Raw genomic sequence first — 24,846 nt, 5'->3', positions numbered from 1 at the left:
CTCACGGGAGGCGGATTCCGGCCGGGCCTCCGCATGCGGATCAAGGCCGGGCAGGACTGCGCACGACCGGTCGCGCCCCGCCACCACCGGACGCGACCGGGCACCCGCCTCCCCGACAGGTCGGACCGGCCGGTGCACGGCCCGGTGCCGTCACCTGCCTCTGGCCTGCCCTCCACACCGACCGACGAAGCCCGTTACCCCATAGCCACCCGTTACCGCCCGTTATCCATGGCGTCGCGGGCCCGACGACTTCCGTCCGACGGCACCCGGCCGGGTCCGCGTTACCCTCGACGAGCGGCGCAGAAACGTCCCCTCTGCCCCATTACTCCATCGCTGCACCGCTCCATCGCTCCACCGTCCACCACGAGCAGACAAGGGAGTCCGCCCCCGTGGCCATCTCCGTCTTCGACCTCTTCTCCATCGGCATCGGCCCCTCCAGTTCCCACACCGTCGGCCCGATGCGCGCCGCCCGGATGTTCGTGGGACGCCTCAAGAAGGACGGTCTGCTCGCCCAGACGACCACCGTGCGCGCCGAGCTGTTCGGCTCGCTGGGCGCCACCGGCCACGGCCACGGCACCCCCAAGGCCGTCCTCCTCGGCCTGGAAGGCCACTCCCCCCGCACCGTCGACGTCGAGTCCGCCGACGCCGAGGTCGAGCGCATCCGGCAGACCAAGCGGCTGCGGCTGATGGGCGCGGAGATAGGCGCCGCGCACGAGATCGACTTCGACGAGTCGGCCGAGCTGATCCTGCACCGGCGCCGGGCCCTGCCCTACCACGCCAACGGCATGACGCTCTGCGCGTACGACGCCGCAGGCGCACCCCTGCTGGAGAAGACCTACTACTCGGTCGGCGGCGGTTTCGTCGTCGACGAGGACGCGGTCGCCGGCGAAAACCCGATCGTGCCCGACGACACCGTGCTGAAGTACCCCTTCCGTACCGGTGACGAACTGCTGCGGCTGTCCCAGGACACCGGCCTGTCCATCTCCGCCCTGATGCTGGAGAACGAGAAGGCCTGGCGCACCGAGGAGGAGATCCGGGCCGGGCTGCTGGAGATCTGGCAGGTCATGCAGGCGTGCGTCACTCGTGGCATGTCCCGTGAGGGGATCCTGCCCGGTGGGCTCAAGGTGCGCAGGCGGGCCGCCAATGCCGCCCGCGCCCTGCGTTCCGAGGGCGACGCGGCCGCCCGCGCGATGGAGTGGACCACCCTGTACGCAATGGCCGTCAACGAGGAGAACGCGGCCGGCGGCCGGGTGGTGACCGCCCCCACCAACGGCGCGGCCGGCATCATCCCCGCGGTCCTGCACTACTACCTCAACTTCGTGCCCGGCGCCGACGAGGACGGTGTGGTCCGCTTCCTCCTCGCCGCCAGCGCGATCGGCATGCTCTTCAAGGAGAACGCCTCCATCTCCGGCGCCGAGGTCGGCTGCCAGGGCGAGGTCGGCTCCGCCTGCTCGATGGCCGCCGGCGGCCTCGCCGAGGTCCTGGGCGGCTCGCCCGAGCAGGTCGAGAACGCCGCCGAGATCGGCATGGAGCACAACCTGGGCCTGACCTGCGACCCCGTCGGCGGCCTCGTCCAGATCCCGTGCATCGAGCGCAACGGCATGGCCGCCGTCAAGGCCGTCACCGCCGCCCGCATGGCCCTGCGCGGCGACGGCCGCCACCACGTCTCCCTCGACAAGGTCATCAAGACCATGAAGGACACCGGCGCCGACATGAGCGTCAAGTACAAGGAGACCGCACGCGGCGGCCTCGCCGTCAACATCATCGAGTGCTGATTGCCGACCCTGGAGGCCCTGACCAGCGCGTTCGTTTCTTTCGGCGTGGTCAGGGCCTTTCCTGCTCACGCGGCGGAAAGTCCCTGGGTCCTCCCTTGGACGGACGTGAAAGTCCCTGAGGTCCTTCGGGAATCGTTTCTGACCTGGGGTTTTATCGCACCTGCTCCACGACGACCCCTTCCCTGGAACCTCTTCGAGCAGCTCCGCCATGACGACTGGGAAGGCGCTGTCTGCACGGAGGACCGACCACGAACAGCGGCACCCAATAACAAGAGTTTTGTTAACGTAGGGCCATGGTCACCTCCTCCGCTCCCGGCGAAGGCCCCGTCCGTCCGGTCTCCGTCTCCCTCCACGAAGGCACCATCGCCGCTCTCAAGGCACGTACCGGCAAACGAGGCATGTCCGCCTACGTCGAAGCGCTCATCCAGCGCCAGCTGGAACGGGACCGGCTGCGCGAACTCATCCAAGACGCCGAAGCCGAACACGGCCCGGTTGACCAGGTAGCGGTCGAGACCAAGCGGGCCATCCTGCGTGGTGACACGGCCGGCTCGGCGGACGCCGCGTGAGCGGGACACTCATCCTGGACTGCGAGGGGCTCTCCAAACTCGTACGACGCTCCCCTGAACTCACCGAGTGGCTGGCTGCCGCCGAGGCCGAGGACATCCGTGTGGTCACCAGCTCCGTCACGCTGGTCGAGGCCCGCGACCCCAAGGTCCACCAGGCTCGCTTCGACTACGCCATTTCCCGCGTGAACGTCGTCCCGCCCACTGAAGCCATCGCCCGCCACGCCAGCAAGCTCCTCGCCGCTGCCGGCCTGCACGGCCACAAGTACGCCCTCGACGCCATCGTGGCCGCGACCGCACTCGCCTCACCCGCCCCGGTGACCGCCCTGACCTCGGACCCCGAAGATCTCCTCATCCTGTGCGGCCACGGCATCCGCGTCCGCAAGATCTGACGTGGCGTGAGCTTGGGCCAGGCCGGCAGCGTCAACCGCGCGATTCCGGGGCTCGCATCGATTACTGAGGCGGCCCCCGGCAAGGCCCGCCATCGCTATCCGACACCCCGTACAGCGCAGGAACGACCAGGCCGATCATCGAGTGCTGATTGCCGACCCTGGAGGCCCTGACCAGCGCGTTCGTTTCTTTCGGCGTGGTCAGGGCCTTCCCCTTTCCTTGTCGGCGGGCCGGTCGTCCGCCGGGTCGACTATCCGGCTACCGGCCGATCTCCCAGGCGAAGGGCGGGAGTTCACGGGCTCGGGAGTAGATGTCCAGGGCCTGGCCGGTGGGGACGAAGGGGTGGACTCGGGCGCCTTCGAGGCCGGCCAGCAGGCGGGCGCAGTGGTGGACGCAGCCGGCGACCTCTCTGCCCTGGCGGTCGACGATGGTGGCGGCGTCACGGGAGCCCTCGCACGGGGTGGGGTCCTTGGCGGCGGCGGCCGGGCAGCGGCTGGGCGGGGCGCCGGCCGCGGCGGTCCGGTCGGCTGACCGGCGCGGCGGCGAAGCGTCGAGTGGCTGGTGCATCGTGAGCCCCCTGGTGCTGCGGTGGTTCGTACTGTGCGCGTGCGCCGTGGCCGAATCGGTTCGGCCGTACCGGCGCCCAGGACAGTGCTGCTCGGCGTGGGACGCGTCCATGCCACCTTGGGGAAGACCTGGTCCGATCGTCAGCTATTCATGGGAATGTGCGCTATGGGGCGCCTTTGCCGATCGAGGCCGGGCCGGTCCGGCGGGGCGGGCGAAGGGCTCGAGGAGCAGTGCGAGGGCGAGCAGGGTGGCCGCCAGCAGCCAGCCGGCCAGGACATCGCCCGGCCAGTGGACGCCCAGATAGACGCGGGTGAGGCCGACTCCGGCGGCCCAGAGGGCCAGTACCGCGCACCAGGTGCGGGCCACGGCGGGGCGGGCGCGCCGGGCGATGCCCCAGGCCAGGATTCCGGCTGCCAGCGCCGAGGTGGTGGCGTGGCCGGAGGGGAACGCGTAGCCGGAGGCGTGCGCGGCCCAGTCCTCGGCCGACGGGCGGGGGCGGGCGAGCAGTCCCATCAGGCCGTAACGGATCGCCTGGCCGACGGCGAGGACGGTGACGGCGCAGATCACCGCGCGCAGTCGGCCCACCGCACCGCGGCCGGCCAGCAGGCCGGCGAGCACCGCCAGCAGATAGGGAACCGGCCCACTGCCGGTGGCGGTCAGCGCGCGGGCCAGGGAGCGCTGCGGCTCGCCGTGGTGAGCCGTGGACCAGTGGAGGGCGGCCCGTTCGGGGGCGAGTGGCGCTCCGTGGCGCAGGGACACGGTGAGGGCCACGGCGACGAAGAGCGCGGCGCAGACCGCGGCGAAGGTCAGGAGTGGGGCGGGGGCGGGACGGCGCCAGGGGGCGGGGTGCGGTTCGGAGCTCGGGGCCGGCTCCGGCTCCGGCTCCGCGTCCGGCCGCTGTGGCCCCGGCCCTGGTTCCGGTGCCCGTTCCGGTTCGGGTTCCCGCCCCCGTCCCGGCTCCCGCTCCCCTCCCGGTTCCCGTCCCGACGCCGTCACCGCGCGGCCACCAGGGGGCGCAGCCGGGTGGCGCGGATCCGGTCGACGGCGGGGGCCGCGCGACGGGCGAGAGGAGTGGCCGGCGCCATGGCACCGGAGGCGCCGCTCCTGGCGCGCCGCCAACCGATCAGCATCAGGGCGGCGAAGAGCGCGGGGCCGTGGTCGGTCCCATAGGAGAGGAGGGTGTTCAGGGTGTGCGGGGCGTGCTGAGCGAGGTAGGCGACCCGGGTGTACGGGCCGCCATCGGTCGAGGCTCCCCCGAAGGCGAGGTGGGTCACGGGGGTTCTCCTTGGCGGCTCGGTGCTCTGTGGCGCGGCGCTCTGTGGCGCGGTGCTTCCCTGCTCCGCGCTCCCCGGCTCGGCGCTCCCCGGCTCGGCGCTCCCCGGCTCCGCCTCCGCGGCTCGGTGCGAAGGGCGCCGGACGGGTGGACGGGGGTGGAGGGGTGGGCGGATGGAGCGGCGTCGCCGAGGCGTCGGGGGGCGTGGTTCAGGCGTCGTGGAACGTGCTTCAGGTCGTGGGACGTGCTTCAGGCGTCGGGGGGCGGTGTCGGGCGGCCGGGGGCCGTTTGCGGGCGTCTGCGGGAGCGGAGCAGTTCGACGGCGAGCGGGGCCAGCGATACCAGCACCACCAGGGCGACCATCGGCAGCAGATAGCGGTCGACGTTCGGTACCGATGTGCCCAGGGCGTATCCGGCGAGGGTGAGACCGAGCGTCCAGAGCAGGCCGCCGGCGATCTGCCAGAGGGCGAAGGTGCGGGCGGGCACGCCCAGGGCGCCGGCCAGCGGGTTCAGCACGGTGCGGACGACGGGGACGAAGCGGGCGAGGACGATGGCCTTGCCGTGGCCGTAGCGGGCCAGGAACTCCTCGGCGCGGGCGGCGCCCTCGTGCAGTCGACGGGCGCGGCTGCGGGCCAGCAGGGCGCGGCCGCCGCGCCGGCCGATCCAGTAACCGGTCTGGGAGCCGGCGAGCGTACCGACGGCGGCAGCCGTGAGGACCTGGGGCAGCACGAGGTGGACGGCTCCGCCGGCGCCCGGGGCGCACAGCAGTCCGGCGGTGAACAGCAGGGAATCGCCGGGCAGAAAGAAGCCGATCAGCAGCCCGGTCTCGGCGAACAGCACGACGGCAACCCCCAGCGCACCGAATGCGGCCAGCAGGGAGCCGGCATCGAGCACGTTGACGGCCTGATCGACCGCTGTCACCTGCGAAAATGCGGCGGCTGCGGACATGTCAGCGGCCCCTCCCATAATGGGTTGCGGGCCCGGCTTCCGGCCGGCCCGACCGACTACAGTCCCGTAGACGGTCTACGGCACTGTAGACGACGAACAGGTGAAGGGCGTTCCATGTCGGAGACATCACCCGTGCAGCGGCGCCCGGCCGGGGAGCTGGAGGCGAGCGTGCTCGCGGCCCTCTGGGCGGCCGGCGGGCCGCTGAGCCCCGCCGAGGTGCAGAGCGCGCTGGGCGGCCGGCTCGCGCGGACCACCGTCACCACGATCCTCACCCGGCTGCACGACAAGGGTGCGGTCTCCCGCGCCCGGGCCGGCCGCGGTTTCGTGTACTCCCCCATACAGGACTCCGCGGGGCTGACCGCCCGGCGGATGCGCAGCGAACTCGACAAGCAGGACGACCGCGGCACCGCGCTCGCCCGCTTCGTCTCCCAGCTGACCAGTGAGGACGAGCAGTTGCTGCGGTCCCTTCTGGAGGACGCGGAAGGCGCCCCCGAGGGACCGGGAACCGGCTCGCGGCCCGGTCCTGGCCCCGGCACCAGCCTCGGCGCCGACCCCGGCCCCGGCACCGCCCCCGACCCCGGTGCCGCGCCATGATCGTCGCCGTGTGGATCCCCCTGTTGATGCCGCTGCTCGCGGTGCCGGCCGCCCGCCGGCTGGCGGAGTCGCTGCCGCCGCGCGCCGCGGCCTGGCTGCTGACCGGCTGTGCGGTCGCACTGGCCGGCTGTACGACCGCGGCGCTCGGCCTGCTGCTGACCGCCGGGGCGCTGCGACTGTCGCCGGTCGCCGCTCTGGACCATCTCTCCCTGCCACTGCTGGGCAGCGATCCGGCCGCGTCGGTCCCCGCCGCCGGTGCCGCCGCCGGTCTGCTCGGCGCCACCGCCCTCGCCGTCGTCCATCGCATGCGCCGCCACCACACCGAACTCCGCACCGCCCGCCTCGCCACCGACGCCCACCCCACCTCCGGCGATCTGTGCGTCCTGCCGCACGCCGCGCCCGACGCCTACGCCCTGCCGGGACGGCCGGGCCGGGTGGTGGTCACGGCCGGGATGCTGCGGGCGCTGCCCCCGGACGAGCGGGAGGCGCTGTTCGCCCATGAGCGCGCCCATCTCGCGGGCCGGCACCATCTCTTCCTGCTCACGGCCGCGCTGGCCGCGGTCTGCCACCCCCTGCTCCGGTACCTGCGCGCCCCGCTGGCCTACGCCCTGGAACGCTGGGCCGACGAAACCGCCGCCTCCCGGGTGGGCGACCGCCGCGTCACCGCCCGCGCCATCGGCCGCGCCGCGCTGGCCGCCCGCCCCGCCGCCGCGGCCGCACACCGCCCCGGCACCGTCCTCGCCGCGACCACCGGCCCGGTCCCCCGCCGCGTCGCCGCCCTACTGGCCCCCGAGCGGCCCCCGGGCCACCCTCCGACACGCGCCGTCCTCCGGGGCCGTCGGCTGATCGCGGCGGCCCTGCTCGCCTGCGTCGCCTTCTCCGCGGCCGCCGCCCTGGACGCCGCAACGGATCTGCACGAGACGGTGGAGGTGGCTCAAGGGGAGGCGGCACGCTGACGGCCCGCAGAGGCGCATGCCCGGCAAGGCACAAACGGCACAGGCCGGAAGCAGGGGAAGCGCGGGCCGCCTGCAGAGGCCGGGAAAGCCCCTGCTCGGAGAAGCGCGAAGCCCCGGCGCAACGGACGCCACACCCCCGGCGCCCCGGCGGCAACGGACGCTACGCCCCCGGCACCCCGGCCCCCATCGGTGCTCCGGCTCCCTTGCCGTCGTTCTTTCCCCTCCCGACCGTGAAGCCCAGGATCGCGCCACCCCCGGCCCGCCGCGCGGCGAACGCATGGCCGCCGTGGGCGGTGGCGATCTCGCGGACGATGGCGAGGCCGAGTCCGGAACCCGGCAGACCGCGGGCCGCCGCGGCCCGGTAGAAGCGGTCGAAGACCCGGGTGAGGTCGGCGTCGGCGATGCCGGGGCCGCGGTCCAGGACCTCGATGCGGGCCCCGGTGACGACGACCTCGATCGGCTCCGTCCCGCCGGCGTCGAATTTGGCGGCGTTCTCCAGGAGGTTGGTGAGCGCGCGGTGCAACGCGGCGGAGCGGCCCTCGACCACTGCCGGGCGCACGGTCCGTACGGTGATCTCCCGGCCGGTGCGGCGGCGGGCCGAGGCGGCCGCCTTCTCGGCGACCTCGGCCAGGCTCACCTCCGAGAGCGGGTCGTCGTCCCGCTGCCCGGCCGCCAGGTCCACCAGCTCATTGACCAGATCGCTGAGTTCCCGGGCCTCGCCCGCCAGGTCGGCCAACAGCTCGTCGCGGGCGTCCGGCGGCAGCTCGTCGAAGCGCTTCAGCAGCGAGATATTCGTACGGAGCGAGGTCAGCGGGGTGCGCAGCTCGTGGCCGGCGTCCTGGACGAGGCGCTGCTGGTCCTGGACGGCGCTGGCCAGCCGGCCGAGCATGTCGTCGAAGGCCCGCCCCAGCCGGGCGACCTCGTCCCGTCCCGCCACCGGGACCGGGACGTCCAGTCGTCCGTGCTCCGCCACCTTCTCGGCGACCGAGGTCAGCCGCACCAGCCGGCCGGTGATGCGGCGCGCCAGCCACCAGCCGCCCGCGCCGGACAGCGCGATGACCGCGGCGGCCAGCAGGGCGGTGCGCTGCTGCAGGGCGGAGAGCAGATCCTCGGTCTCGCTGAACTTCTGCGCGACCTGTACGGCACCGCGGCCGCCGCCGAGTGCCACGGTCGCGACGTGGTACTCCTCGTCGCCGATCTCCGCTTCCCGCTCGGCGAGGTGGCCGGCGCGCGCGTCACCGGCGACCCGGCGTTCCCCGGTACCGGCCGGCAGGGGCGGGCGCCCCGCCTCCACGATCCGGCCGTCGGCGCCCAGGATCTGCACATCGGTACGGGTGGGCCGGGTGAGGTCGTCGCGCGGCCCGTCGTGGTCGGGGTCGACGGTCGTGTAGTCGGTGGGCTCGAACGGCTTTTCCTGGACCTGGGTCCGCAGATCCCGTACGACCTGCGAGAACACCGACCTCTCGTCGACCCGCACCAGCCGGGCCGCCGCGTCGTAGCTGAGGAACCCGACCAGGACGGTCACCGCGGCCGCCCCCATGGCGAACGCCACCGCGACGGCGGTGCGCAGACTGGCGGGTCTACGGGTGCGCAGCCAGGCGGCCGATCCGCCCCTGCGCCAGGAACGTGCCCGAGCCCGCAGCCGGGCGCGCAGCCGAGCCCACAGCCGGGGGCCGGCCGGGGTGCGCGGCCCGGCGCCGGGCCGGTCGCGGGCCGGGGACATCTCAGTCCTCCCGCAGCACGTAACCGACGCCACGCACCGTGTGGATCAGCGGGCGGCTGCCCGGGACATCGACCTTGCGCCGCAGATAGCCCACGTACACCGCGAGGTTCTTCGAGCCGGGGCCGAAGTCGTAGCCCCAGATCCGGTCGTAGATCGTCGAATGGTCCAGGACGATTCCGGCGTTGCGGGCCAGCAGCTCCAGCAGCTCGAACTCGGTCCGGGTCAGCTCCAGCTCGCGCTCGCCTCGCCAGGCGCGGCGCGAGGGCCCGTCGATCCGCAGGTCAGCGGCCTCGACGACACCGCTGTCCGCCACCCGCGCGTCGTACGCCTCCTCGGCCCCCTCGGTCTCGCCCGCCGCAGCGGAACCGGCGCCCGCGCCGCTCTCGTCCGCGGCCGCTCCCGTTGTCGTCCGCCGCAGCAGCGCCCGCAGCCGGGCGAAGACCTCCTCCACCTCGAACGGCTTGACCACGTAGTCGTCCGCACCGGCGTCCAGACCGGCGATCCGGTCCGCGGTCTCGACCCGGGCGGTGAGCATCAGGATCGGGGTGCGGTCCTGCTCGGCCCGCAGCACCTGGCACACCTGCAGCCCGTCGATCCCCGGCATCATCACGTCCAGCAGGATCACATCGGGCCGCTCGCGGTGCGCGGCGGCGAGGGCCTGGATCCCGTCGGCGACGGCGGTGACCCGGTATCCCTCCAGGGTCAGGGCACGCTCCAGCGCGGTGCGGATGGGCCGGTCGTCCTCGGCGAGCAGTACGGAATGGGTCACGCGGCAAGTCTGCCAAGGGCTCGGAGGTGCGATGCCGGGCGGCCGGTCCCGCCGGGGCTTTCTTACCCGGATCTCACCCGTGGTTCTTACCGGGCTCTCACCCTCGCCACGCCATCGGCTTACCCCTTACCGCCACGGTGTCCCGGTGCCGGACGGGCCGGTCGCGATGACGCGGCCGTGAGCGTACCGGCCGGTCGGACGACTCGGCACATCTCCGGGAAGAGCACCTCACCGCATGAAGATCACCCTCCTGCTGCACAACGCGTACGCCATCGGCGGCACCATCCGCACCACCTTCAACCTCGCCGCCGCGCTCGCCGACCGGCACGACGTCGAGATCGTCTCGATGCTGCGGCACCGCGAGGTCCCGCGCTTCACGGTGGACCCCCGGGTGCGGCTGGTGCCGCTGGTGGACACCCGCGTCGGCAGCGAGGACATGGCCGATCCGCTGTTCGGTGAGCCCGCGCGGGACTTCCCGCTCGCCGAGAAGCGGCACCACCAGTACAGCCGGCTGACCGATGTCCGGGCCGCGGAGTTCCTGCGCACCACCGAGGCCGACGTGCTGATCGGCACCCGGCCCGGCATCAACGTCTACCTGGCGCGGTTCGGCCCCCGCCGGGCCCTGCGGATCGCCCAGGAGCATCTGAGACACGACGCGCACAGCAAGCGGCTCCGGGCCGAACTCGCCCGCCACTACCGGACGCTGGACGCCCTGGTCACCACCACCGAGGCGGATGCCGCGGTCTACCGCTCGCGGATGCCGCTGCCGGGCGTACGGGTCCTGGCGGTGCCGAACATCGTGCCCGCACCGGACGGGCCGCCGTCCGAGGGCACCTCGAAGGTGATCGCGGCGGCCGGCCGGCTGGTCCGCGGCAAGCGCTTCGACCTGCTGATCGAGGCGTTCTCCGCGGTCGCCGCCAAGCACCCCGACTGGCGGCTGCGGATACACGGCGGCGGCGCCGAGCGCGCACAGCTCCAGGGGCTGATCGACGGGCTCGGGCTGAACGGGCAGGCGGAGCTGACCGGGCCGCGTTCCCCGATAGAGGCGGAGTTCGCCAAGGCGTCGATCGTCGCCTCGGCCTCGGACGCCGAGTCCTTCGGCATGACCCTCGTCGAGGCGATGCGGTGCGGCGTGCCCGTCGTCAGCACCGACTGCCCGCTGGGCCCGGCCGAGATCATTCACGACGGTACGGACGGGCTGCTGGTGCCGCGCGGCGACGGCCGGGCGATGGCCGGTGCGCTCCTCCGGCTCATCGAGGACCCGCAGCGCCGCCGCGACATGGCCGGGGCCGCGCTGGAGAGTTCGCACCGCTACGACCCGGAGCCGATCGCCGAGCGCTATGAGCTCCTTTTCCAGGAGCTCCGGTCGACGCGTGCCGCCCGCGCCTGGCGGCGCACCCTCGCGCGGGCCCGCGCCGTCGCGCGGCGGGTGGTGCGGCGGGCCCTGCGGCGCTGAGGCGTCGTCCCGCTACGGCGACGGTCCCGGGGACGGCGAAACCGTAGCCGCCGCAAGGTGACCGTGGCGCACGGATTCCACGTGACCGCGGCCCAAGGACTCGTCCCGGCCGCCATACGAGGACGCCGAACCCGGCCGCGGTACAAGGCCTCAACTTGACCGCGGTACAAGGAACTTCCCGACCACAATCTGGCGTCCCCGGTGGCAAACATGCTGAACTGCTGGAACGAGACTGCTTCGCACGCAGGGACGCCGGCTCGCGGAAGCATCTGATCACGGGAGTGCGGAAACACGAGAAACACCCGGCACCACGGCAACGCAGTCGAGGATTCACGCAGTTGACGCTTCGAATCCGCAGGTCCGATCGGCAGGAGGCCGTTCATGCTGCATGGTGTCGATGTCAGCGCCTACAACACCTCGTACTCCGCCGAGGGGCTGGACTTCGTTTTCGTGAAGGCGACCGAAGGCCGCTCCTACATCAATCCGCACCAGTCCGCACAGGCGTCAAAGGCCCGTAAAGCGGGCTGCGTGGTGGGTTTCTACCACTTTCTGTGGCCGGGCAATATCGCCGCCCAGGCGAAATACTTCGTCGAGAAATGCGCATCGGTCCAGGGCGACCTCCTCGCCTGTGACTGGGAGCGCACCGGCGAGGGGACCTACGCGAGCAATGCGCAGAAGGACCAGTTCCTGCACGCAGTGAAGAAGCTGCGTCCCACCCACCGCGTGCTGCTCTACTGCAACCGCGATTTCTGGCTGAACCACGACACCACGTCCTACGCGGCCGACGGCCTGTGGATCGCCGATTACGTCTCCGCCGGACATCCGCGGATCAAGGCGAAGTGGCGCTTCCACCAGTACACCGACCAGCCGCTGGACAAGGACGTCGCGGACTTCTCGACCAAGGCCGCCCTGAAGAAGTGGGCGCACCCGGCATAAGGTTTGCTGTCGGCGCGCCTTTCCGCGCCGCCGGAAAACCGCGCGTACGCAGAGCAGCAGACCGCACGGGAACGCTGCGTAGGCGGCACGGGAACAACGTGTCACCGCACCACGCGACCCGGCACGAGAACACGACGCAGACGCGGCACGGGCGCAAGCCGGTGCCGCACGAGAACACGAGGAGCAGCCGTGACCGACCCGGCGTCCAAGGCCCTGCAGCAGGAGATCGCCCGGGATCTCCAGGTGACCGCGTCCTTCGACGCCGAGCAGGAGATCGAACGCCGGGTGGCCTTCCTCACGGAGCGGCTGACCTCCACGGGCCTGCGCTCGCTGGTCCTGGGGATCAGCGGCGGCGTCGACTCCACGACCACGGGCCGGCTCTGCCAGCTCGCCGTGGAGCGGGCCCGCGCCGCCGGGCACGAGGCGACGTTCTACGCGATGCGGCTGCCGTACGGCGTCCAGGCGGACGAGAAGGACGCCCAGCGGGCGCTGGAGTTCATCCGCGCGGACCGGGAGCTGACCGTCGACATCCGCCCGGCGAGCGATGCGGCGCTGCGGGCCGCGATGGACGGCGGGCTGGTCTTCCGTGACGCCCACCACCAGGATTTCGTCCAGGGCAACATCAAGGCGCGCCAGCGCATGATCGCGCAGTACGCCGTCGCGGGCGCCCATGACGGCCTGGTCGTGGGCACCGACCACGCGGCCGAGGCGGTCTCCGGCTTCTTCACGAAGTTCGGTGACGGCGCGGCCGATGTGGTGCCGCTCACCGGGCTGACCAAGCGCCGGGTGCGCGCGGTGGCGGCGGCGCTGGGCGCCCCCGGCGAGCTGGTGCACAAGGTGCCGACGGCCGACCTGGAGACCCTTGACCCGGGCAAGCCGGACGAGGACGCGCTCGGTGTGAGCTACGACCAGATCGACGACTACCTGGAGGGCCACCCGGTCGACGCCGCGGCCGCCTACGCCATCGTCCGCCGCTACCGCCTCACCGAGCACAAGCGGGCGCTGCCGATCGCGCCCTGAGGGGCCGCTCGGCTCTCCCCCGCCCCCTCCCCCTCTCCCCCTTCGGGGGAGGGGGCGGGGGGTGGGTTCGGGGGTGGGGGGGACGGCATCCCGCGTCGCCCGGCCCCGGCCCGCCCCCTCGGCTCCGCCCCGCCCCGGCCCGCCGGCTCCGCCCTGCCCCGCCCCGTCGGCTCCGCCGTGCCCCCGTCGACCCCACCCCGTCACGGACCGGCAAGGCGACCGTCACCGTCCCGGTGCTACATCATGGGTGTGAGCGGGCATGCATCCGGCCATGGGAAGCCGCGAAGTGCGATCGGAAGATCAACTGTCAGTGGGTCCGCCTACGCTCCGAGGCATGGGTTACGCAAACCTGCGCGAACTCCGGTCCGCGCTGACCACCGCCTCCGACCTTGCCTCGTCCCTGCAGTCCGCGCCGACCCGGCGCGATGCGGACCAGCTCGTCGACGTCCTCCGGCAAGCACTGACCGCTGCCGGCTCGCTGGGCGCGGAGACCGGCCCGACCGGCTGTGCCCTACATCCCCACGGCGCGGTCGACCCGTTGTACGGCGACGTGGAAGACCCCCTTCCGCCGGGCTACGGAAAGTGCCTGCTCTGCAACGACCGCCGGCGCCGGGCGGACGCCCACCCGGCGCACGCCCGCCCGCGTCCCCGTCCGCATCCACACCGGCGGCGGCTGAGCGCCTAGAGCTGTCCGCCGTCCGGTGGCTGCCGGCTGCCGGCTTCGGCCCTTGGGGGGTGTCTCCCGCGGTGTGCCGGTGGGCCGGGTCGGTGACGCAGGGCCCCGGCCCACCGGCGGGCCCCGCCCACCGGCGGGCCCCGCCCACCGGCGAGCCCCCGCCCGGCGGGAGCGGACTACCATCCGCGCATGCGACCTGCCACATACAGCGATGAGGACCTCGAGCAGCACTCCCTCCGACGACGGGTGCCCGACGACGGGCAGCGGTCCGGCTTCGAGCACGACGTCGACCGGATCCTGTATTCGACCCAGTGGCGGGCGCTGGCCGGCAAGAGCCAGGTGGTGGCGAGCGCCGAGCTGGGCGCGTACCACACCCGGCTGACCCACTCCATGAAGGTGGCGCAGCTCGGCCGGAGGATGGCGGAGCGGCTGGAGCGCCGGTACGGCGGGCCCAACCCGGCGCTCGTCGAGGCGGCGTGCATGGCTCACGACATAGGCCACCCGCCCTTCGGGCACGCCGGTGAGCTGGCGCTGCGCGCCACGATGGACGACCTGCACTTCGCGGACGGTGTGCTGGACAGCTTCGAGGGCAATGCGCAGACCCTGCGGGTGCTGACCTTTCTCGCCGCCCACAAATACCCGGGCCATCGCGGACTGCACCTGACCCGCGCCTGTCTGGACGCCGCCACCAAATACCCGTGGGAGCGGGCGCCTGTCGACCAGGACCCGGCGCGGCATGTGAAGTGGGGGGTGTACGTCGCCGACCGGGAGGCGTTCTCCTGGGTGCGGGCCGGCCGTACGGACACCGCCGTACCGGTCGAGGAGCAGGTCATGGACTGGGCGGACGATGTCACCTACGCCTGCCACGACGTGGAGGACTTCTACCGTACGGGTCTGATCCCGCTGGCCGCGCTGTTCCCGCCGGACGGGGCGGCAGGCGCCGACACCGAGCGGGAGACCCGCCGTTTCCTGGACTACGTACAGGCCAAGCGGGCGCGCGAGGGCGAGCCCTTCGACCGTGACGCGGCGCTGGTGATGATGGCGGACATCGGCAAGCGGCTGGCGGTACCCGCCCCGTACAGCGGCAGCCATGAGGACGCGGTCGCGGTCAATCGCCGCACCTCCGATCTGATCTCGTACTTCACCCGTGGGATCGAGCTGGAGGTGGGCGGCGAGGCGGCGATCCGCTACGGCGCGCGGCTGGTGATCCCGCCGGAGCGGCGGGCCGCCTGCGATCTGCTCAAGGAGCTGGTGTGGTGCTACGTCATCGACCGGCCCGCACTGGCCACCCAGCAGCACGGCAAGCGGCGGGTGGTGAGCGAGCTGCTGCGCTGGACCCATGACGCACCCGAGCTGCTGCCGCCGGACCGCGCCGAGGAGCTGGCGCTGCACGGCGACCGGCTGCGTGCCTGTGCCGACCATGTGGCCTCGTTGACCGAGGACCAGGCGCTGGCCCTGCACCGGCGGCTGTCCGGCACCGGCCTGGGGTCGGTCAACGACAACGTGTGGCTGTGAGGGACGGGTGAGCCCCGGGGGCCGGGGCCAGGTGCCGTTCCACAACGGCCCGGCCCCGCCACCGGCACTCCGCCGCTACCCGGCCCCTTCCCGCGGCCGTTCCGCCCCGTCCGCCGGCTGCTCGGCTTCGCCCCGCGGCTTCTTCTCCGGCCGCAGCGCGATACGGCCGAGCACCACGGCGACGATCAGCGCGGCCACCGCGATCAGCGCGTAATCCGGTACGGCGTTCCCGATCCGCGCCGCCCATTCCTCGGCCCGGAATTCGTCGTCCGCGTCGAGGATTCCGGGCAGCGCACTGGTTCCGTTGAAACGCAGGAACAGCACGCCGATACCGATGAAGAACACCCCGGACAGCACCGAGGTGGTGTGCAGCCGCAGCTTTCCGAGGGTGAAGGCACGGCCCCGCAGCCAGCCCCGGGTACCGAGTTTGCAGCGGTCCCACAACAGCGCCAGCACGAACAGCGGCAGCGCCATGCCCAGTGCGTAGACGGCGAGCATCGAGGCGCCGTACACCGGTGAGCCGCTGACCGCCGTCACCGTCAGCACCGCGCCGAGGATCGGGCCCGCGCAGAAGCCGGCGAGCCCGTAGACACAGCCGAGCAGGAAGGTGGAGACGGCGGACCGCGGGGTGATCCTCGCCGCGGCCGCCTGGGCACGCCGGGAGGCGAAGCCCAGGCCGAGGATCTGGGCCAGCCCCATCGCGATGACGACCCAGCCCCCGACGGCGATCAGCAGATCGCGGTGGCCGTTGAACAGCCGGCTGGCAGCCGTACTGGCCGCGCCGAGCGGCACCAGCGTGGTGGCCAGCCCCAGGTAGAACACTCCGGTACGGGCCACCAGCCGGCCGGGCGTCGAGAGCGAGTACGCGAAGAACGCGGGCAGCAGCAGCGCGCTGCACGGGCTGAGCAGCGCCAGCGCACCGCCCAGGAACGCCGCGAGGTAGCCGATGTCGTTCATTCCCCGGCCCCCTTGGCCGCCGGCCCGTCCTTGGCCGCAGACCCGTCCTTGCCCGACGGCTCGCTCTTGTCCTTGGCCCCGTTCTTGTCCGCCGTTCCCTTCTTGTCCGCCCGCGCCGCGGCATCCTTGATGGCCTGGGCGAAGACCTCGGCGGGCTGGGCCCCGGCGACCGGCCGGCCGTTGACGAGGAAGGACGGCGTGGACTGCACCCCGAGCTGGTACCCCTCGGTCTGATCCTTCTTCAGCGCCCGCTCGGCATCCTCGCTCTTCATGTCCGAACGGAACTTGTCGATGTCGTCCACACCGCTGCTGCGGGCCAGCTCGACGAGCTTGTCCTCGGCGAGCGCCTTGCCCTTACGGGTCTTGGCGTACAGCTCGTCGTGGAGCTGCCAGAACTTGCCCTGCTGCCCGGCGGCCCAGGAGGCACGGGCGGCCCGCTCGGAGTCGGCGCCGAAGACGGTGAAGTTGCGGAATTCGATGCGCAGGGTGCCCGCGTCGACGAACTTCTTGATCAGTCCGGGCTGGGTCTCACGGGTGAAGCGGCCGCAGAACGAGCACTGGTAGTCGGCGTATTCGACCAGGACCACCGGGGCGTCCTTCCGGCCGACGGCCAGCGGATCCCCGTCCTCGCGCCGGCTGGTCCGCTTGGCGAGGTCGTCGAACATCTTCTGCTGTGCGGGGTCTTCCTCGGGCGCACCGGAGGCGGCGGCCTCGGAGGTATTGCCGCGGCCGGTGCCGCGGTCGTCCTCGGCGGACTTGCCGATGGCGACCCCGATGGCGATGACGGCCACGACAAGGGCGATGACCGCGCCGATGGCGGCCAGTTTGCGGGTGGGAGAGGCGGAAGCGGGCATGCGGAAGCTCCAGACGTACGGAAGGGGAAGGTCAGGCCGTGTGCGTCGGGGCAGCGGCCTATATCCGCAGTACGGGCAGGAGCGGGGTGCGGTCACGGGCGGGCGCGCTGTCGGTCGGTGGCCGGGCGAGCGCGTACTGCGCGGGCAGATCAGCGGCGAGCGGCCCCGCGCCGGTGGTGGCGGGGGCCAGGGGCTCACCGCGGTGCGGTGTGGGCAGCGGGGCGGACTCCGTGGGCCCCGGGGCATGCCGGTTCGAGCACTTCTTGGGCGCGTGGGCCACGGCGAGGGGGGCACCGGGATCGAGCCGCGGGCCGCCGGCGGCGGACGGCCGTGTCGGTGCGTCGCCATCCGGCGATGCGTACCCGTCCACGGGTCCGTCCCCGTGCGCCGATGCGTCACCGTCCGCCGGGCTCGCCGCGGTGCGCGCCGCCGCCGGGTGCGCCGGCGTCGCGGCGTCGGCCCGCCATGCCGCCGTGGCCGCTGCCGCCCGGCCCGCCAGCCAGGCCTGGTCGCCGCCGATGCGGCACAGCAGCGGCCCGAAGGTGACGGCGAGGAGGAGCAGCAGCGTCAGCGTGGCCGACCGGCGCACGTGGTGCATGTCCCCTCCTCTCCGGGCCCGGTGCGCGAACATGAATATCCCATCCTACGGATCGTCATCGCGCGAGCTGAGCACCGACCGGAGCGGACATCGGGGCCGTCGGGACACGGGAACCGACGGGGCAACGGGGACCGTCGGGGCAACGAGAACCGACGGGGCACAGGCGCCCGGGGGCAAGCCGGGCCGGGGCGAGGCGGGCCAGGCCGGGCAGGGCCGGAATTGCGCCGCGCCGCCCCCGGGGCCGGGGGCCGAGGGCCGGGCAAACCGGCCCTCAGCGGTCGGCGATCCGCATCTCGAACCAGGTGGTCTTGCCGCGGGGCAGCAGATCCACGCCCCAGCGGTCGGAGAGCTTGTCGACGAGGAAGAGGCCGCGGCCGCTGAGGTCCATCTCCTGGACCGGCATCAGGCAGGGCAGGCCGCGGGACGGGTCGCGCACCTCGATCCGGATCCAGCCGCGGCGGCGGAGCATCCGCAGCCCGAAGGTGCGGGCGCCGGTGTGCCGCACGGCGTTGCCGACGAGCTCGGACACCAGCAGCACGGCGTGCTCGGCGAGCTGGGGCGTCAGGGCCCACTGTCCGATGAGTACGGCGGCGGTCAGCCGGCGCGCGATGCCGGCGGACTGGGGGCGCGAGGGCAGCCGCACCTCGCCGAGAGCCGGGTCGCCGACCGGGCCGGAGGCCGCGAGGGCCGGTGCGCGAGGGGCCGGTGCGGTGTCTGCGTCCGGACCGGGGATGCCCCCTCGGGCGGCGGCCGGATCGCTCCGCGGCCGCGGCTGCTCCATTCCTTCGAGGCCCGCCATGCGTCCCATCATGGCCGTTGCGCCGCGTCCAGGGGAGCGGAACCGACGGAATCGATTGTCCGGAATCGTCGGTTCCAGCCCTCCGGCGAGACGTCTGCCAACGGCGGCCGAGGGCCCGGCGCACCCAGGCTGACCTGCCTGGACGCCGGGCCTCCACGGAAGCGGCCGGACGCCTCAACAAGGTTGCCTTAAGGCGCAATTAAGCCTTCCTTGGTTCGCCCACACGAGGCATTGCACCCGGCCCAAACCTCAGAAGCATCGCCAACAACAGCCGTTTCAGCGGAACTTGGCCTTGCCCGGCCCTTCCTCGATGAAGCTGCGCATACCGGTCTCGCGGTCCTCGGTCGCGAACAGCCCCGCAAACCAGTTGCGTTCGATCGTCAGGCCGGTGTCGATGTCGGTCTCCAGACCGCCGTCGACGGACTCTTTGGCGGCCCGCAGCGCCAGCGCGGGACCGGCCGCCAGCCGTGCCGCCCAGGCGTGCGCCTGCTCGTAGACCTCCGCGGCCGGCACCACCCGGTCGACCAGGCCGAGCGCAAGGGCCTCGTCGGCCTTCACATGACGGCCGGTGAAGATCAGGTCCTTGGCCTTGGACGGGCCCACCAGCCGCGCCAGCCGCTGGGTGCCGCCGGCGCCGGGGATGAGACCCAGCAGGATCTCCGGCTGGCCGAGCTTGGCGTTGTCGCCCGCGATCCGGAAGTCGGCGCAGAGCGCCAACTCGCAGCCCCCGCCCAGCGCATAGCCGGTGATCGCGGCGACCACCGGCTTGGGGATCCGGGCCACGGCGGTGAACGAGTCCTGCAGGGCCTTGGAGCGCACCACCATGGCCGCGTGGTCCATGGCCTGCATCTCCTTGATGTCCGCGCCGGCCGCGAACACCTTCTCGCCGCCCCAGACGACGACGGCGCGCACATCGTCGCGGCGGGTGACCTCCTCGGCCAGCTCGCGCAGCCGGTCCTGGGTGGCGATGTCCAGTGCGTTCATCGGCGGACGGTCCAGGCGGATGGTGCCGACGCCGTCGGCGACCTCGAGATTCACAGTCATGCGGGAAGGTTAGTACGCGTTAACGACATCGGGCCCGGTGCACTGCGTCACAGTGCACCGGGCCCGCTCGCCTTCCGGCCGCCCTGCCGCCGAGGCCACCGATGCCCCTATGGGCGGCCCTCCTGGCAGCTCTACTGGCGGCTCTACTGGCGGGCCTTCCACTTCTCCCAGGAAAGGTTCCAGTCGCTGAAGCCGTTGTCCGGCTGGATCGTTTCGTCGTGCGAGTTCTTGACGATGACCACATCGCCGACGACGGAGTTGCGGAAGAACCACGCCGCCGGGGTGGAGCTGTCGCCGCCACCGCGCTGGTCGAAGAGGCCCACACAGCCGTGACTGGCGTTGCGGGTGCCGAAGGTCGCGCTGCCCGACCAGTAGTTGCCGTGGATGAACGTGCCGGACGTGCTCAGCCGCATCGCATGCGGGACGTCCTTGATGTCGTACTCCCCGCCGAAGCCGACGGTGTCGCCGTTCATCCGCGTCACCAGGTGCTTCTCGCTGATCACCATCTTGCCGTTGTACGTCTCGGTGCCCGGCGCACCCGAGGTGATCGGGATGGTCTTGATCTTCTTGCCGTCGCGGACCACGGTCATCTTCTTCGACGCGGCGTCGACCGTGCTGACCTGGCTGCGGCCGACGGTGAAGGAGACCTCCTTGGCCTGGGTGCCGTAGACCCCGGGCCGGCCCTCGACGCCGTTGAGGTCGAGCTTGAGGGTGACCTTGGTGCCGGCCGCCCAGTACTTCTCGGGGCGGAAGTCGAGCCGGTCGTTGCCGAACCAGTGGCCCTCGATGGGGACCGACGGCTGCGCGCTGACCTTGATGGCGTCCTCGACGGCCCTGGGGTCGGTGATACCTCGGGTGAAGTGGATCGAGACCGGCATCCCGACGCCGACCCGCTGGCCGTTCTCGGGGGTGTACTGGCCGATGAAGGTGTTCTTCGGGACGAGGGTGGTGAAGCGGGAGTGCTCGGCGGTCTCCCGGCCCTTGCCGTCCACCGCTATGGCGTCCACGGTGTACTCCGTCGAGGCGCCGAGGTGGCCGCTCGGCTGCCACAAGGCGCCGCCGCCCGCTGTCTTCCCGTCGACCTCGTTGCCCTTGCCGTCCTTGACCTTGACGGACTTGAGCCGGCCCTTGTGGGCGGTCACCTTCAGCGCGCCGCTGGTGGCGACGTCGTGCGCACCGTCCTTGGGCGCTATCGTCACGGCCGCCTGCGAGGCGGCCTTCTCCCCGCCCGCCTTGCCCGCCGATGTGTCGTCATCGACGTCACCGCCGCAAGCGGTCACCAGCAGCAGCATCGCGCCGACGAGCAGGGCCGGCGCGCCCCCGCCCGTGACCGGCCACCGACGCCGGCGAGCCGGCACCCCCGAATTCGGCTGGACGTTCACGACTGCCCCTTCCCCCTCGCACGGCCCGCGGTCCCCCGCGCGCGGACGCGGACAGCCGCGCGCTTGCCGTTAGATAACCACACCGCGGTGACAGTGAACTCCCCGTGAACGTCACCGTTTAGTCCCAACTGCGGGGGTGGTGCGGAGGCAGGGGGCGGACGGCCACCGAGGCGGCCGCCGGTCAGCGCCGCGCGGACCCGGCCCGCCACAGCTCCCAGGGCATGTTCCAGCCGCCGAGGCCGTTGTCCGGCGCGACCATCCGCTCCGGGGAGTGCTCCACCACGACGGTGTCACCGACGATCGAGTGGCCGAAGAACCAGCCGGCCGGGGTGTGGGGGCCGCCGCCCTTGATGTCCTTCAGCCCGACGCAGCCGTGGCTGGTGTTGAGGCCGCCGAAGACCTCGGGCGGGGCCCAGTAGTTGCCGTGCAGGAAGGTCCCCGACCTGGTGAGCCGCATGGCGTGCGGCACGTCCGGGATGTCGTACTCGGCGCCGAAGCCGACGGTGTCGCCGTCCATCCGCGTCACGGAATGCCGCTCCAGGATCACCATCTTCCCGTTGTAGGTGGGGTTCGCGTCGTCGCCCGCGGTGACCGGCAGGACCGCCACCACCCGGCCGCCCTGGCGGACCGTCATGGTGTGCCGGGCGGCATCGATGGTGCTGACCTGGTCCCGGCCCACCCGGTAGTGGAGGGTCCGGTGCTGCGTCCCGTAGGCGCCCGGTCCGGCCTTCACGCCGCGCAGCCGCAGATCCACGGTGATCCCGGTGCCCGGCCGCCAGCGCTCCCGGGGCCGGAAGTCCAGCCGGCGGTGGCCGAACCAGTGGGCGGCGATCTCGACGGCGGGGCGGGCGCTGACCCTGACAGCGCGTTCGACGGCCGCGCGGTCGGCGACCGGCCGGTTGAAGACCAGCGAGAAGATCAGGCCGGTGCCGACCGTGGCGTCGCCCTGGGGAGAGAAGTGGGCGGTGAAGCGGCGGACGGGCGCGGCGGTGGTGAAGGTGGTGTGGCGGGCCGAGCGCCGGCCCGCACCGTCCAGCGCCACCGCGTCGACGGTGTACTTCGCGCCGGGCTGGAGGCGCCGGGCCGCCGGGCGCCAGGTCATACCGTCCGGGGCGATCCGCCCGGCGACGGGCTGCCGGCCGGCGCCACCGGCCCGGCTGACCTCGACCCGCTCCAGCCGCCCCTCGGGCACCCGTACCTCGAACCGCCCGTCGGCCCGTACACCGTGCGCCCCGTCGTGCGGGACGATCCTGATCGCCACCCCCGGAGAGCGCGGTTTGCTGCCGACGAAGCCCTCGGCGTCCCCGCAGCCGGCCAGCGCCACCGCCCCGGCGAGCCCGGCCGCGGCGACGAGGACGACGCGGACCCGGCGGGCCGCCCGCACCGCCGCTCGCCCGCCCGCCCGGTCCGGCACCCTGCCCCGTGCCCGGCCGTCCTCCCGGCTCTGCGCTCGGTCCCCTGCTCGGTTCTGCTGATGGGCGGTCATGTACCGAATTGTGACGGATGACCATCAGGTTGGGAGGTATGCCGCGTAACGGGATGTCACGGGCAGTGCGGGGCAGACCGATGAGCCCCCGCCGGGGGAAGCGTGAGGCAACGCCCGGTTGCGGGAAGAACAACGGGGAGGGCGGGGGACACCTGCACGGCCGGACTCTCCCGGTGGACACCGGGAGGTACCCCGTGCCGGGGCCCGCCGCCCGACCGAGCCATGAGCCGCAGGAGGCCGGCACGTGTCGAGCGCACCCGAGCAGGAGGCGGTGGCGGATGAACCACTCGCCCCACCCGCGGATATCCGCCCCGGCAGCCCTACACCACTGGGCGCCCGCTATCGCACCGGCCCCGACGGCATCGCCGGCACCAACTTCGCCCTGTGGGCGGGCGGCGCCGAGGCCGTGGAACTGTGTCTCTTCGACGACGCGGAGCGCGAGACGCGCCATGCGCTGACCGAGCTCACCCATGAGATCTGGCACGGCTTCCTGCCCGGTGTCCACCCCGGCCAGCGCTACGGCTACCGGGTGCACGGCCGCTGGGACCCCTGGAGCGGCGCCCGCTGGAATCCGGCGAAGCTGCTGCTGGACCCGTATGCCAGGGCCGTGGACGGCGACTTCGGCGCCCGTACGGAACCGTCCGGCGCGGGGGCGGCGCTGCCGGCCCAGCTCTACGGCCATGTCCGTGACTGGCCGGAACAGCACGTCGCCGACACCGTGCGCGACGACCGGGACTCGGCTCCGTACGTCCCCAAGGGCGTCGTGGTCGGCGAGGACACCGGGGACGAGGGCGGCATCGACGAATGGCAGGACGACCGCCGGCCCAAGACGCCCTGGCCGGATTCCGTGCTCTACGAACTGCATGTGCGCGGTTTCACGATGCGCCACCCCGGTATCCCCGAGCGGCTGCGCGGCACCTATGCGGGGCTGGCGCACCCCGCGGCGCTGGAGCACCTGGTCCGGCTCGGCATCACCGCCGTCGAGCTGCTGCCGGTCCACCAGTTCGCGCACGAGGACCACCTGGTGCGCCGGGGGCTGCGCAACTACTGGGGCTACAACTCCGTCGGCTATTTCGCGCCCCATGCCGGATACGCCGCCACGGGCACCCGGGGGCAGCAGGTCGGCGAGTTCAAGCGGATGGTGCGGGCGCTGCACGACGCGGGCATCGAGGTGATCCTCGACGTCGTCTACAACCACACCGCGGAGGCCGGTGAGCTGGGCCCGACGCTCTCTCTGCGGGGCATCGACAACCGCGGCTACTACCGTCTGGCCGGCGAGGCCCGCCGCTACGCCGACTACACCGGCTGCGGCAACACCCTGCACGTCGTCCAGCCCCATGTCCTGCGTCTGATCACCGATTCGCTGCGCTACTGGGTCACCGAGATGGGCGTGGACGGCTTCCGCTTCGACCTGGCGGCCGCGCTGGCCCGCTCCATGCACGATGTCGACATGCTCTCGCCGTTCCTCGCGGTGATCGCGCAGGACCCGGTGCTGCGCCGGGTCAAGCTGATCGCCGAGCCCTGGGACGTGGGCTCCGGCGGCTATCAGGTCGGTGCCTTCCCGCCGTTGTGGACGGAGTGGAACGACCGCTACCGCGACACCGTCCGCGACTTCTGGCGCGGCGCCCAGCACGACGTGCGCGATCTCGGCTACCGGCTCTCCGGATCGAGCGACCTCTACGCCTGGGGCGGCCGCCGGCCCTATGCCTCGGTCAACTTCATCACCGCACACGACGGCTTCACCCTCCGTGACCTGGTCACCTACGAGCACAAGCGCAACGCGGACAACGGCGAGGGCAACCGTGACGGCACCGGTGACAACCGCTCCTGGAACTGCGGTGCCGAGGGCGAGAGCGATGACCAGGAGGTCCGCGCGCTGCGCCGCCGACAGCTGCGCAACCTGCTGACCACCCTCCTGCTGTCGACGGGTGTGCCGATGCTGGTCGCCGGCGACGAGATGGGCCGCACCCAGCACGGCAACAACAACGCCTACTGCCAGGACAACGAGACCAGTTGGCTGGACTGGTCGCTGCTGGACGACCCCGAATGGCGCCCGCTGGCCGATCTCGCCGCCCGCCTCATCGCCCTGCGCCGCGCGCATCCCGTGCTCCGCCGCCGGGCGTTCTTCTCCGGGCGGCCGCATCAGCAGGGCGGTCTGCGCGACCTCGCGTGGTTCACCGCGGACGGCACGGAGATGACCGAACAGGACTGGTACACCCCGGGGGCCACGCTGGGGATGTACCTCTCCGGGAACGACATCTCCCAACGCGACGCCCGGGGCATCCGCCTCGTCGACGACAGCTTCCTGGCCGTGCTCCACGCGGCCGACCGGCCCTGCCCGTTCACCCTCCCCGGACCGCCCTGGGCCCGCGCCTACGAACTCCTCGTCGACACGGCACGCGAGCACCAGCCGGAGGCGGCACGGCCGCCGTACCCGGCGGGCGGTTCGCTCACGCTGGCCGGGCGGTCGGTGGTGCTGTTCCGGGCCGTGCCGGGCTGAGGGGGGTGGGACGGTAGCGGACAGTGGTGGGGCGGCGGTAGCGCGGCGCGGCACAGCGGGCGGGG

Annotated in this window: 24 protein-coding genes; 11 read left to right on the top strand and 13 right to left on the bottom strand. The window is 72.7% G+C overall.

Going from position 1 to position 24,846, the window contains the following annotated elements; translation table 11 throughout:
* Positions 1-389: 389 nt before the first annotated feature.
* The 3 genes from CFW40_RS25185 to CFW40_RS25175 all read left to right on the top strand — a co-directional run bounded on the left by CFW40_RS25185 (position 390) and on the right by CFW40_RS25175 (position 2,730).
* On the top strand, positions 390-1,775 hold the full coding sequence (locus tag CFW40_RS25185; RefSeq protein WP_088800170.1) for an L-serine ammonia-lyase: 1,386 nt from the start codon (positions 390-392) through the stop codon (positions 1,773-1,775).
* A 293-nt stretch (positions 1,776-2,068) separates the two neighbouring features.
* Positions 2,069-2,341, top strand: coding sequence for a hypothetical protein (locus CFW40_RS25180; protein ID WP_088800169.1), 273 nt, complete (start codon positions 2,069-2,071; stop codon positions 2,339-2,341).
* A complete protein-coding gene (locus CFW40_RS25175; protein ID WP_088800168.1) occupies positions 2,338-2,730 on the top strand; it encodes a type II toxin-antitoxin system VapC family toxin in 393 nt (130 codons plus the stop codon). The genes CFW40_RS25180 and CFW40_RS25175 overlap by 4 nt, the downstream gene beginning before the upstream one ends.
* 256 nt (positions 2,731-2,986) lie before the next feature.
* On the opposite strand, the gene CFW40_RS25170 is transcribed toward CFW40_RS25175, so the two are convergent.
* The 4 genes from CFW40_RS25170 to CFW40_RS25155 form a co-directional block, all read right to left on the bottom strand.
* A complete protein-coding gene (locus CFW40_RS25170) occupies positions 2,987-3,295 on the bottom strand; it encodes a hypothetical protein (protein ID WP_088802359.1) in 309 nt (102 codons plus the stop codon).
* 144 nt (positions 3,296-3,439) lie between these two features.
* A complete protein-coding gene (locus CFW40_RS25165) occupies positions 3,440-4,291 on the bottom strand; it encodes a phosphatase PAP2 family protein (protein ID WP_256331297.1) in 852 nt (283 codons plus the stop codon).
* The gene (locus CFW40_RS25160; RefSeq protein ID WP_088800167.1) at positions 4,288-4,569 is read right to left on the bottom strand and encodes a hypothetical protein; all 282 of its coding nucleotides are present in this window, start codon (positions 4,567-4,569) and stop codon (positions 4,288-4,290) included. The genes CFW40_RS25165 and CFW40_RS25160 overlap by 4 nt, the downstream gene beginning before the upstream one ends.
* 248 nt (positions 4,570-4,817) lie before the next feature.
* The gene (locus CFW40_RS25155; RefSeq protein WP_256331298.1) at positions 4,818-5,516 is read right to left on the bottom strand and encodes a DedA family protein; all 699 of its coding nucleotides are present in this window, start codon (positions 5,514-5,516) and stop codon (positions 4,818-4,820) included.
* Between the two features lie 114 nt (positions 5,517-5,630).
* Here CFW40_RS25155 and CFW40_RS25150 point away from each other — a divergent pair, with 114 nt between their 5' ends.
* Complete coding sequence (locus CFW40_RS25150; protein WP_088800165.1) at positions 5,631-6,110, top strand: BlaI/MecI/CopY family transcriptional regulator; 480 nt, start codon at positions 5,631-5,633, stop codon at positions 6,108-6,110.
* A complete protein-coding gene (locus tag CFW40_RS25145; RefSeq protein ID WP_088800164.1) occupies positions 6,107-7,066 on the top strand; it encodes a M56 family metallopeptidase in 960 nt (319 codons plus the stop codon). Before CFW40_RS25150 ends, CFW40_RS25145 begins: the two co-directional genes overlap by 4 nt.
* Before the next feature lie 160 nt (positions 7,067-7,226).
* On the opposite strand, the gene CFW40_RS25140 is transcribed toward CFW40_RS25145, so the two are convergent.
* Entirely contained in the window at positions 7,227-8,789 is a 1,563-nt protein-coding gene (locus tag CFW40_RS25140; RefSeq protein WP_088800163.1) for a HAMP domain-containing sensor histidine kinase, read from the bottom strand.
* Between the two features lies 1 nt (position 8,790).
* A complete protein-coding gene (locus CFW40_RS25135; protein WP_088800162.1) occupies positions 8,791-9,558 on the bottom strand; it encodes a response regulator transcription factor in 768 nt (255 codons plus the stop codon).
* A 235-nt stretch (positions 9,559-9,793) separates the two neighbouring features.
* Here CFW40_RS25135 and CFW40_RS25130 point away from each other — a divergent pair, with 235 nt between their 5' ends.
* From CFW40_RS25130 to dgt, 5 genes are all read left to right on the top strand, one after another.
* Positions 9,794-11,014, top strand: a complete 1,221-nt coding sequence (locus CFW40_RS25130) for a glycosyltransferase family 4 protein (protein WP_088800161.1) — start codon at positions 9,794-9,796, stop codon at positions 11,012-11,014.
* Positions 11,015-11,395: 381 nt separating this feature from the next.
* Entirely contained in the window at positions 11,396-11,950 is a 555-nt protein-coding gene (locus CFW40_RS25125) for a GH25 family lysozyme (RefSeq protein ID WP_088800160.1), read from the top strand.
* Positions 11,951-12,139: 189 nt separating this feature from the next.
* Positions 12,140-12,970 carry an ammonia-dependent NAD(+) synthetase gene (gene nadE, locus CFW40_RS25120; protein ID WP_088800159.1) on the top strand — a complete coding sequence of 277 codons (831 nt, stop codon included), beginning with the start codon at positions 12,140-12,142 and terminating at the stop codon, positions 12,968-12,970.
* 334 nt (positions 12,971-13,304) lie between these two features.
* Positions 13,305-13,655, top strand: a complete 351-nt coding sequence (locus CFW40_RS25115; protein WP_088800158.1) for a hypothetical protein — start codon at positions 13,305-13,307, stop codon at positions 13,653-13,655.
* A gap of 180 nt (positions 13,656-13,835) precedes the next feature.
* Positions 13,836-15,161 (top strand): dGTP triphosphohydrolase, encoded by a 1,326-nt coding sequence (gene dgt, locus CFW40_RS25110; RefSeq protein ID WP_256331299.1) that lies wholly within the window; start codon positions 13,836-13,838, stop codon positions 15,159-15,161.
* Between the two features lie 75 nt (positions 15,162-15,236).
* On the opposite strand, the gene CFW40_RS25105 is transcribed toward dgt, so the two are convergent.
* The 7 genes from CFW40_RS25105 to CFW40_RS25075 form a co-directional block, all read right to left on the bottom strand.
* Positions 15,237-16,118: a cytochrome c biogenesis CcdA family protein gene (locus CFW40_RS25105; RefSeq protein WP_107440471.1), complete on the bottom strand. Its 882-nt coding sequence runs from the start codon at positions 16,116-16,118 to the stop codon at positions 15,237-15,239.
* Complete coding sequence (locus CFW40_RS25100) at positions 16,115-16,972, bottom strand: thioredoxin domain-containing protein (RefSeq protein WP_088800156.1); 858 nt, start codon at positions 16,970-16,972, stop codon at positions 16,115-16,117. The genes CFW40_RS25105 and CFW40_RS25100 overlap by 4 nt, the downstream gene beginning before the upstream one ends.
* Positions 16,973-17,030: 58 nt before the next feature.
* The gene (locus CFW40_RS25095) at positions 17,031-17,570 is read right to left on the bottom strand and encodes a hypothetical protein (RefSeq protein WP_088800155.1); all 540 of its coding nucleotides are present in this window, start codon (positions 17,568-17,570) and stop codon (positions 17,031-17,033) included.
* 271 nt (positions 17,571-17,841) lie between these two features.
* Positions 17,842-18,369 carry an ATP-binding protein gene (locus CFW40_RS25090; RefSeq protein WP_371127262.1) on the bottom strand — a complete coding sequence of 176 codons (528 nt, stop codon included), beginning with the start codon at positions 18,367-18,369 and terminating at the stop codon, positions 17,842-17,844.
* 276 nt (positions 18,370-18,645) lie between these two features.
* Complete coding sequence (locus CFW40_RS25085) at positions 18,646-19,413, bottom strand: enoyl-CoA hydratase/isomerase family protein (RefSeq protein WP_088800153.1); 768 nt, start codon at positions 19,411-19,413, stop codon at positions 18,646-18,648.
* A 143-nt stretch (positions 19,414-19,556) separates the two neighbouring features.
* Positions 19,557-20,795 (bottom strand): Ig-like domain-containing protein, encoded by a 1,239-nt coding sequence (locus CFW40_RS25080; protein WP_371127263.1) that lies wholly within the window; start codon positions 20,793-20,795, stop codon positions 19,557-19,559.
* A 181-nt stretch (positions 20,796-20,976) separates the two neighbouring features.
* Positions 20,977-22,281 carry an Ig-like domain-containing protein gene (locus tag CFW40_RS25075; protein WP_088800152.1) on the bottom strand — a complete coding sequence of 435 codons (1,305 nt, stop codon included), beginning with the start codon at positions 22,279-22,281 and terminating at the stop codon, positions 20,977-20,979.
* A 244-nt stretch (positions 22,282-22,525) separates the two neighbouring features.
* Between CFW40_RS25075 and glgX the strand changes: the two genes are divergently transcribed.
* Positions 22,526-24,781 carry a glycogen debranching protein GlgX gene (gene glgX, locus CFW40_RS25070; protein ID WP_088800151.1) on the top strand — a complete coding sequence of 752 codons (2,256 nt, stop codon included), beginning with the start codon at positions 22,526-22,528 and terminating at the stop codon, positions 24,779-24,781.
* The last annotated feature ends 65 nt before the right edge of the window (positions 24,782-24,846 follow it).

This window comes from Streptomyces sp. 2114.4 (genome assembly GCF_900187385.1).
GTDB classification, from domain to species: Bacteria; Actinomycetota; Actinomycetes; order Streptomycetales; family Streptomycetaceae; genus Streptomyces; species Streptomyces mooreae.
The sequence above is the reverse complement of the archived record's forward strand: the minus strand, read 5'-3'. Positions and strand labels throughout refer to the sequence as shown.

Excerpts from the sequence above, each read along its gene's own strand:
- CFW40_RS25180 (WP_088800169.1), top strand. The coding sequence starts at position 2,069 with ATGGTCACCTCCTCCGCTCCCGGCGAAGGCCCCGTCCGTCCGGTCTCC.
- CFW40_RS25170 (WP_088802359.1), bottom strand. The coding sequence starts at position 3,295 with ATGCACCAGCCACTCGACGCTTCGCCGCCGCGCCGGTCAGCCGACCGG.
- CFW40_RS25155 (WP_256331298.1), bottom strand. The coding sequence starts at position 5,516 with ATGTCCGCAGCCGCCGCATTTTCGCAGGTGACAGCGGTCGATCAGGCC.
- CFW40_RS25150 (WP_088800165.1), top strand. The coding sequence starts at position 5,631 with ATGTCGGAGACATCACCCGTGCAGCGGCGCCCGGCCGGGGAGCTGGAG.
- CFW40_RS25145 (WP_088800164.1), top strand. The coding sequence starts at position 6,107 with ATGATCGTCGCCGTGTGGATCCCCCTGTTGATGCCGCTGCTCGCGGTG.
- CFW40_RS25140 (WP_088800163.1), bottom strand. The coding sequence starts at position 8,789 with ATGTCCCCGGCCCGCGACCGGCCCGGCGCCGGGCCGCGCACCCCGGCC.
- CFW40_RS25130 (WP_088800161.1), top strand. The coding sequence starts at position 9,794 with ATGAAGATCACCCTCCTGCTGCACAACGCGTACGCCATCGGCGGCACC.
- CFW40_RS25125 (WP_088800160.1), top strand. The coding sequence starts at position 11,396 with ATGCTGCATGGTGTCGATGTCAGCGCCTACAACACCTCGTACTCCGCC.
- CFW40_RS25115 (WP_088800158.1), top strand. The coding sequence starts at position 13,305 with ATGGGTTACGCAAACCTGCGCGAACTCCGGTCCGCGCTGACCACCGCC.
- dgt (WP_256331299.1), top strand. The coding sequence starts at position 13,836 with ATGCGACCTGCCACATACAGCGATGAGGACCTCGAGCAGCACTCCCTC.
- CFW40_RS25105 (WP_107440471.1), bottom strand. The coding sequence starts at position 16,118 with ATGAACGACATCGGCTACCTCGCGGCGTTCCTGGGCGGTGCGCTGGCG.
- CFW40_RS25100 (WP_088800156.1), bottom strand. The coding sequence starts at position 16,972 with ATGCCCGCTTCCGCCTCTCCCACCCGCAAACTGGCCGCCATCGGCGCG.
- CFW40_RS25095 (WP_088800155.1), bottom strand. The coding sequence starts at position 17,570 with ATGCACCACGTGCGCCGGTCGGCCACGCTGACGCTGCTGCTCCTCCTC.
- CFW40_RS25090 (WP_371127262.1), bottom strand. The coding sequence starts at position 18,369 with ATGGCGGGCCTCGAAGGAATGGAGCAGCCGCGGCCGCGGAGCGATCCG.
- CFW40_RS25085 (WP_088800153.1), bottom strand. The coding sequence starts at position 19,413 with ATGACTGTGAATCTCGAGGTCGCCGACGGCGTCGGCACCATCCGCCTG.
- CFW40_RS25075 (WP_088800152.1), bottom strand. The coding sequence starts at position 22,281 with ATGACCGCCCATCAGCAGAACCGAGCAGGGGACCGAGCGCAGAGCCGG.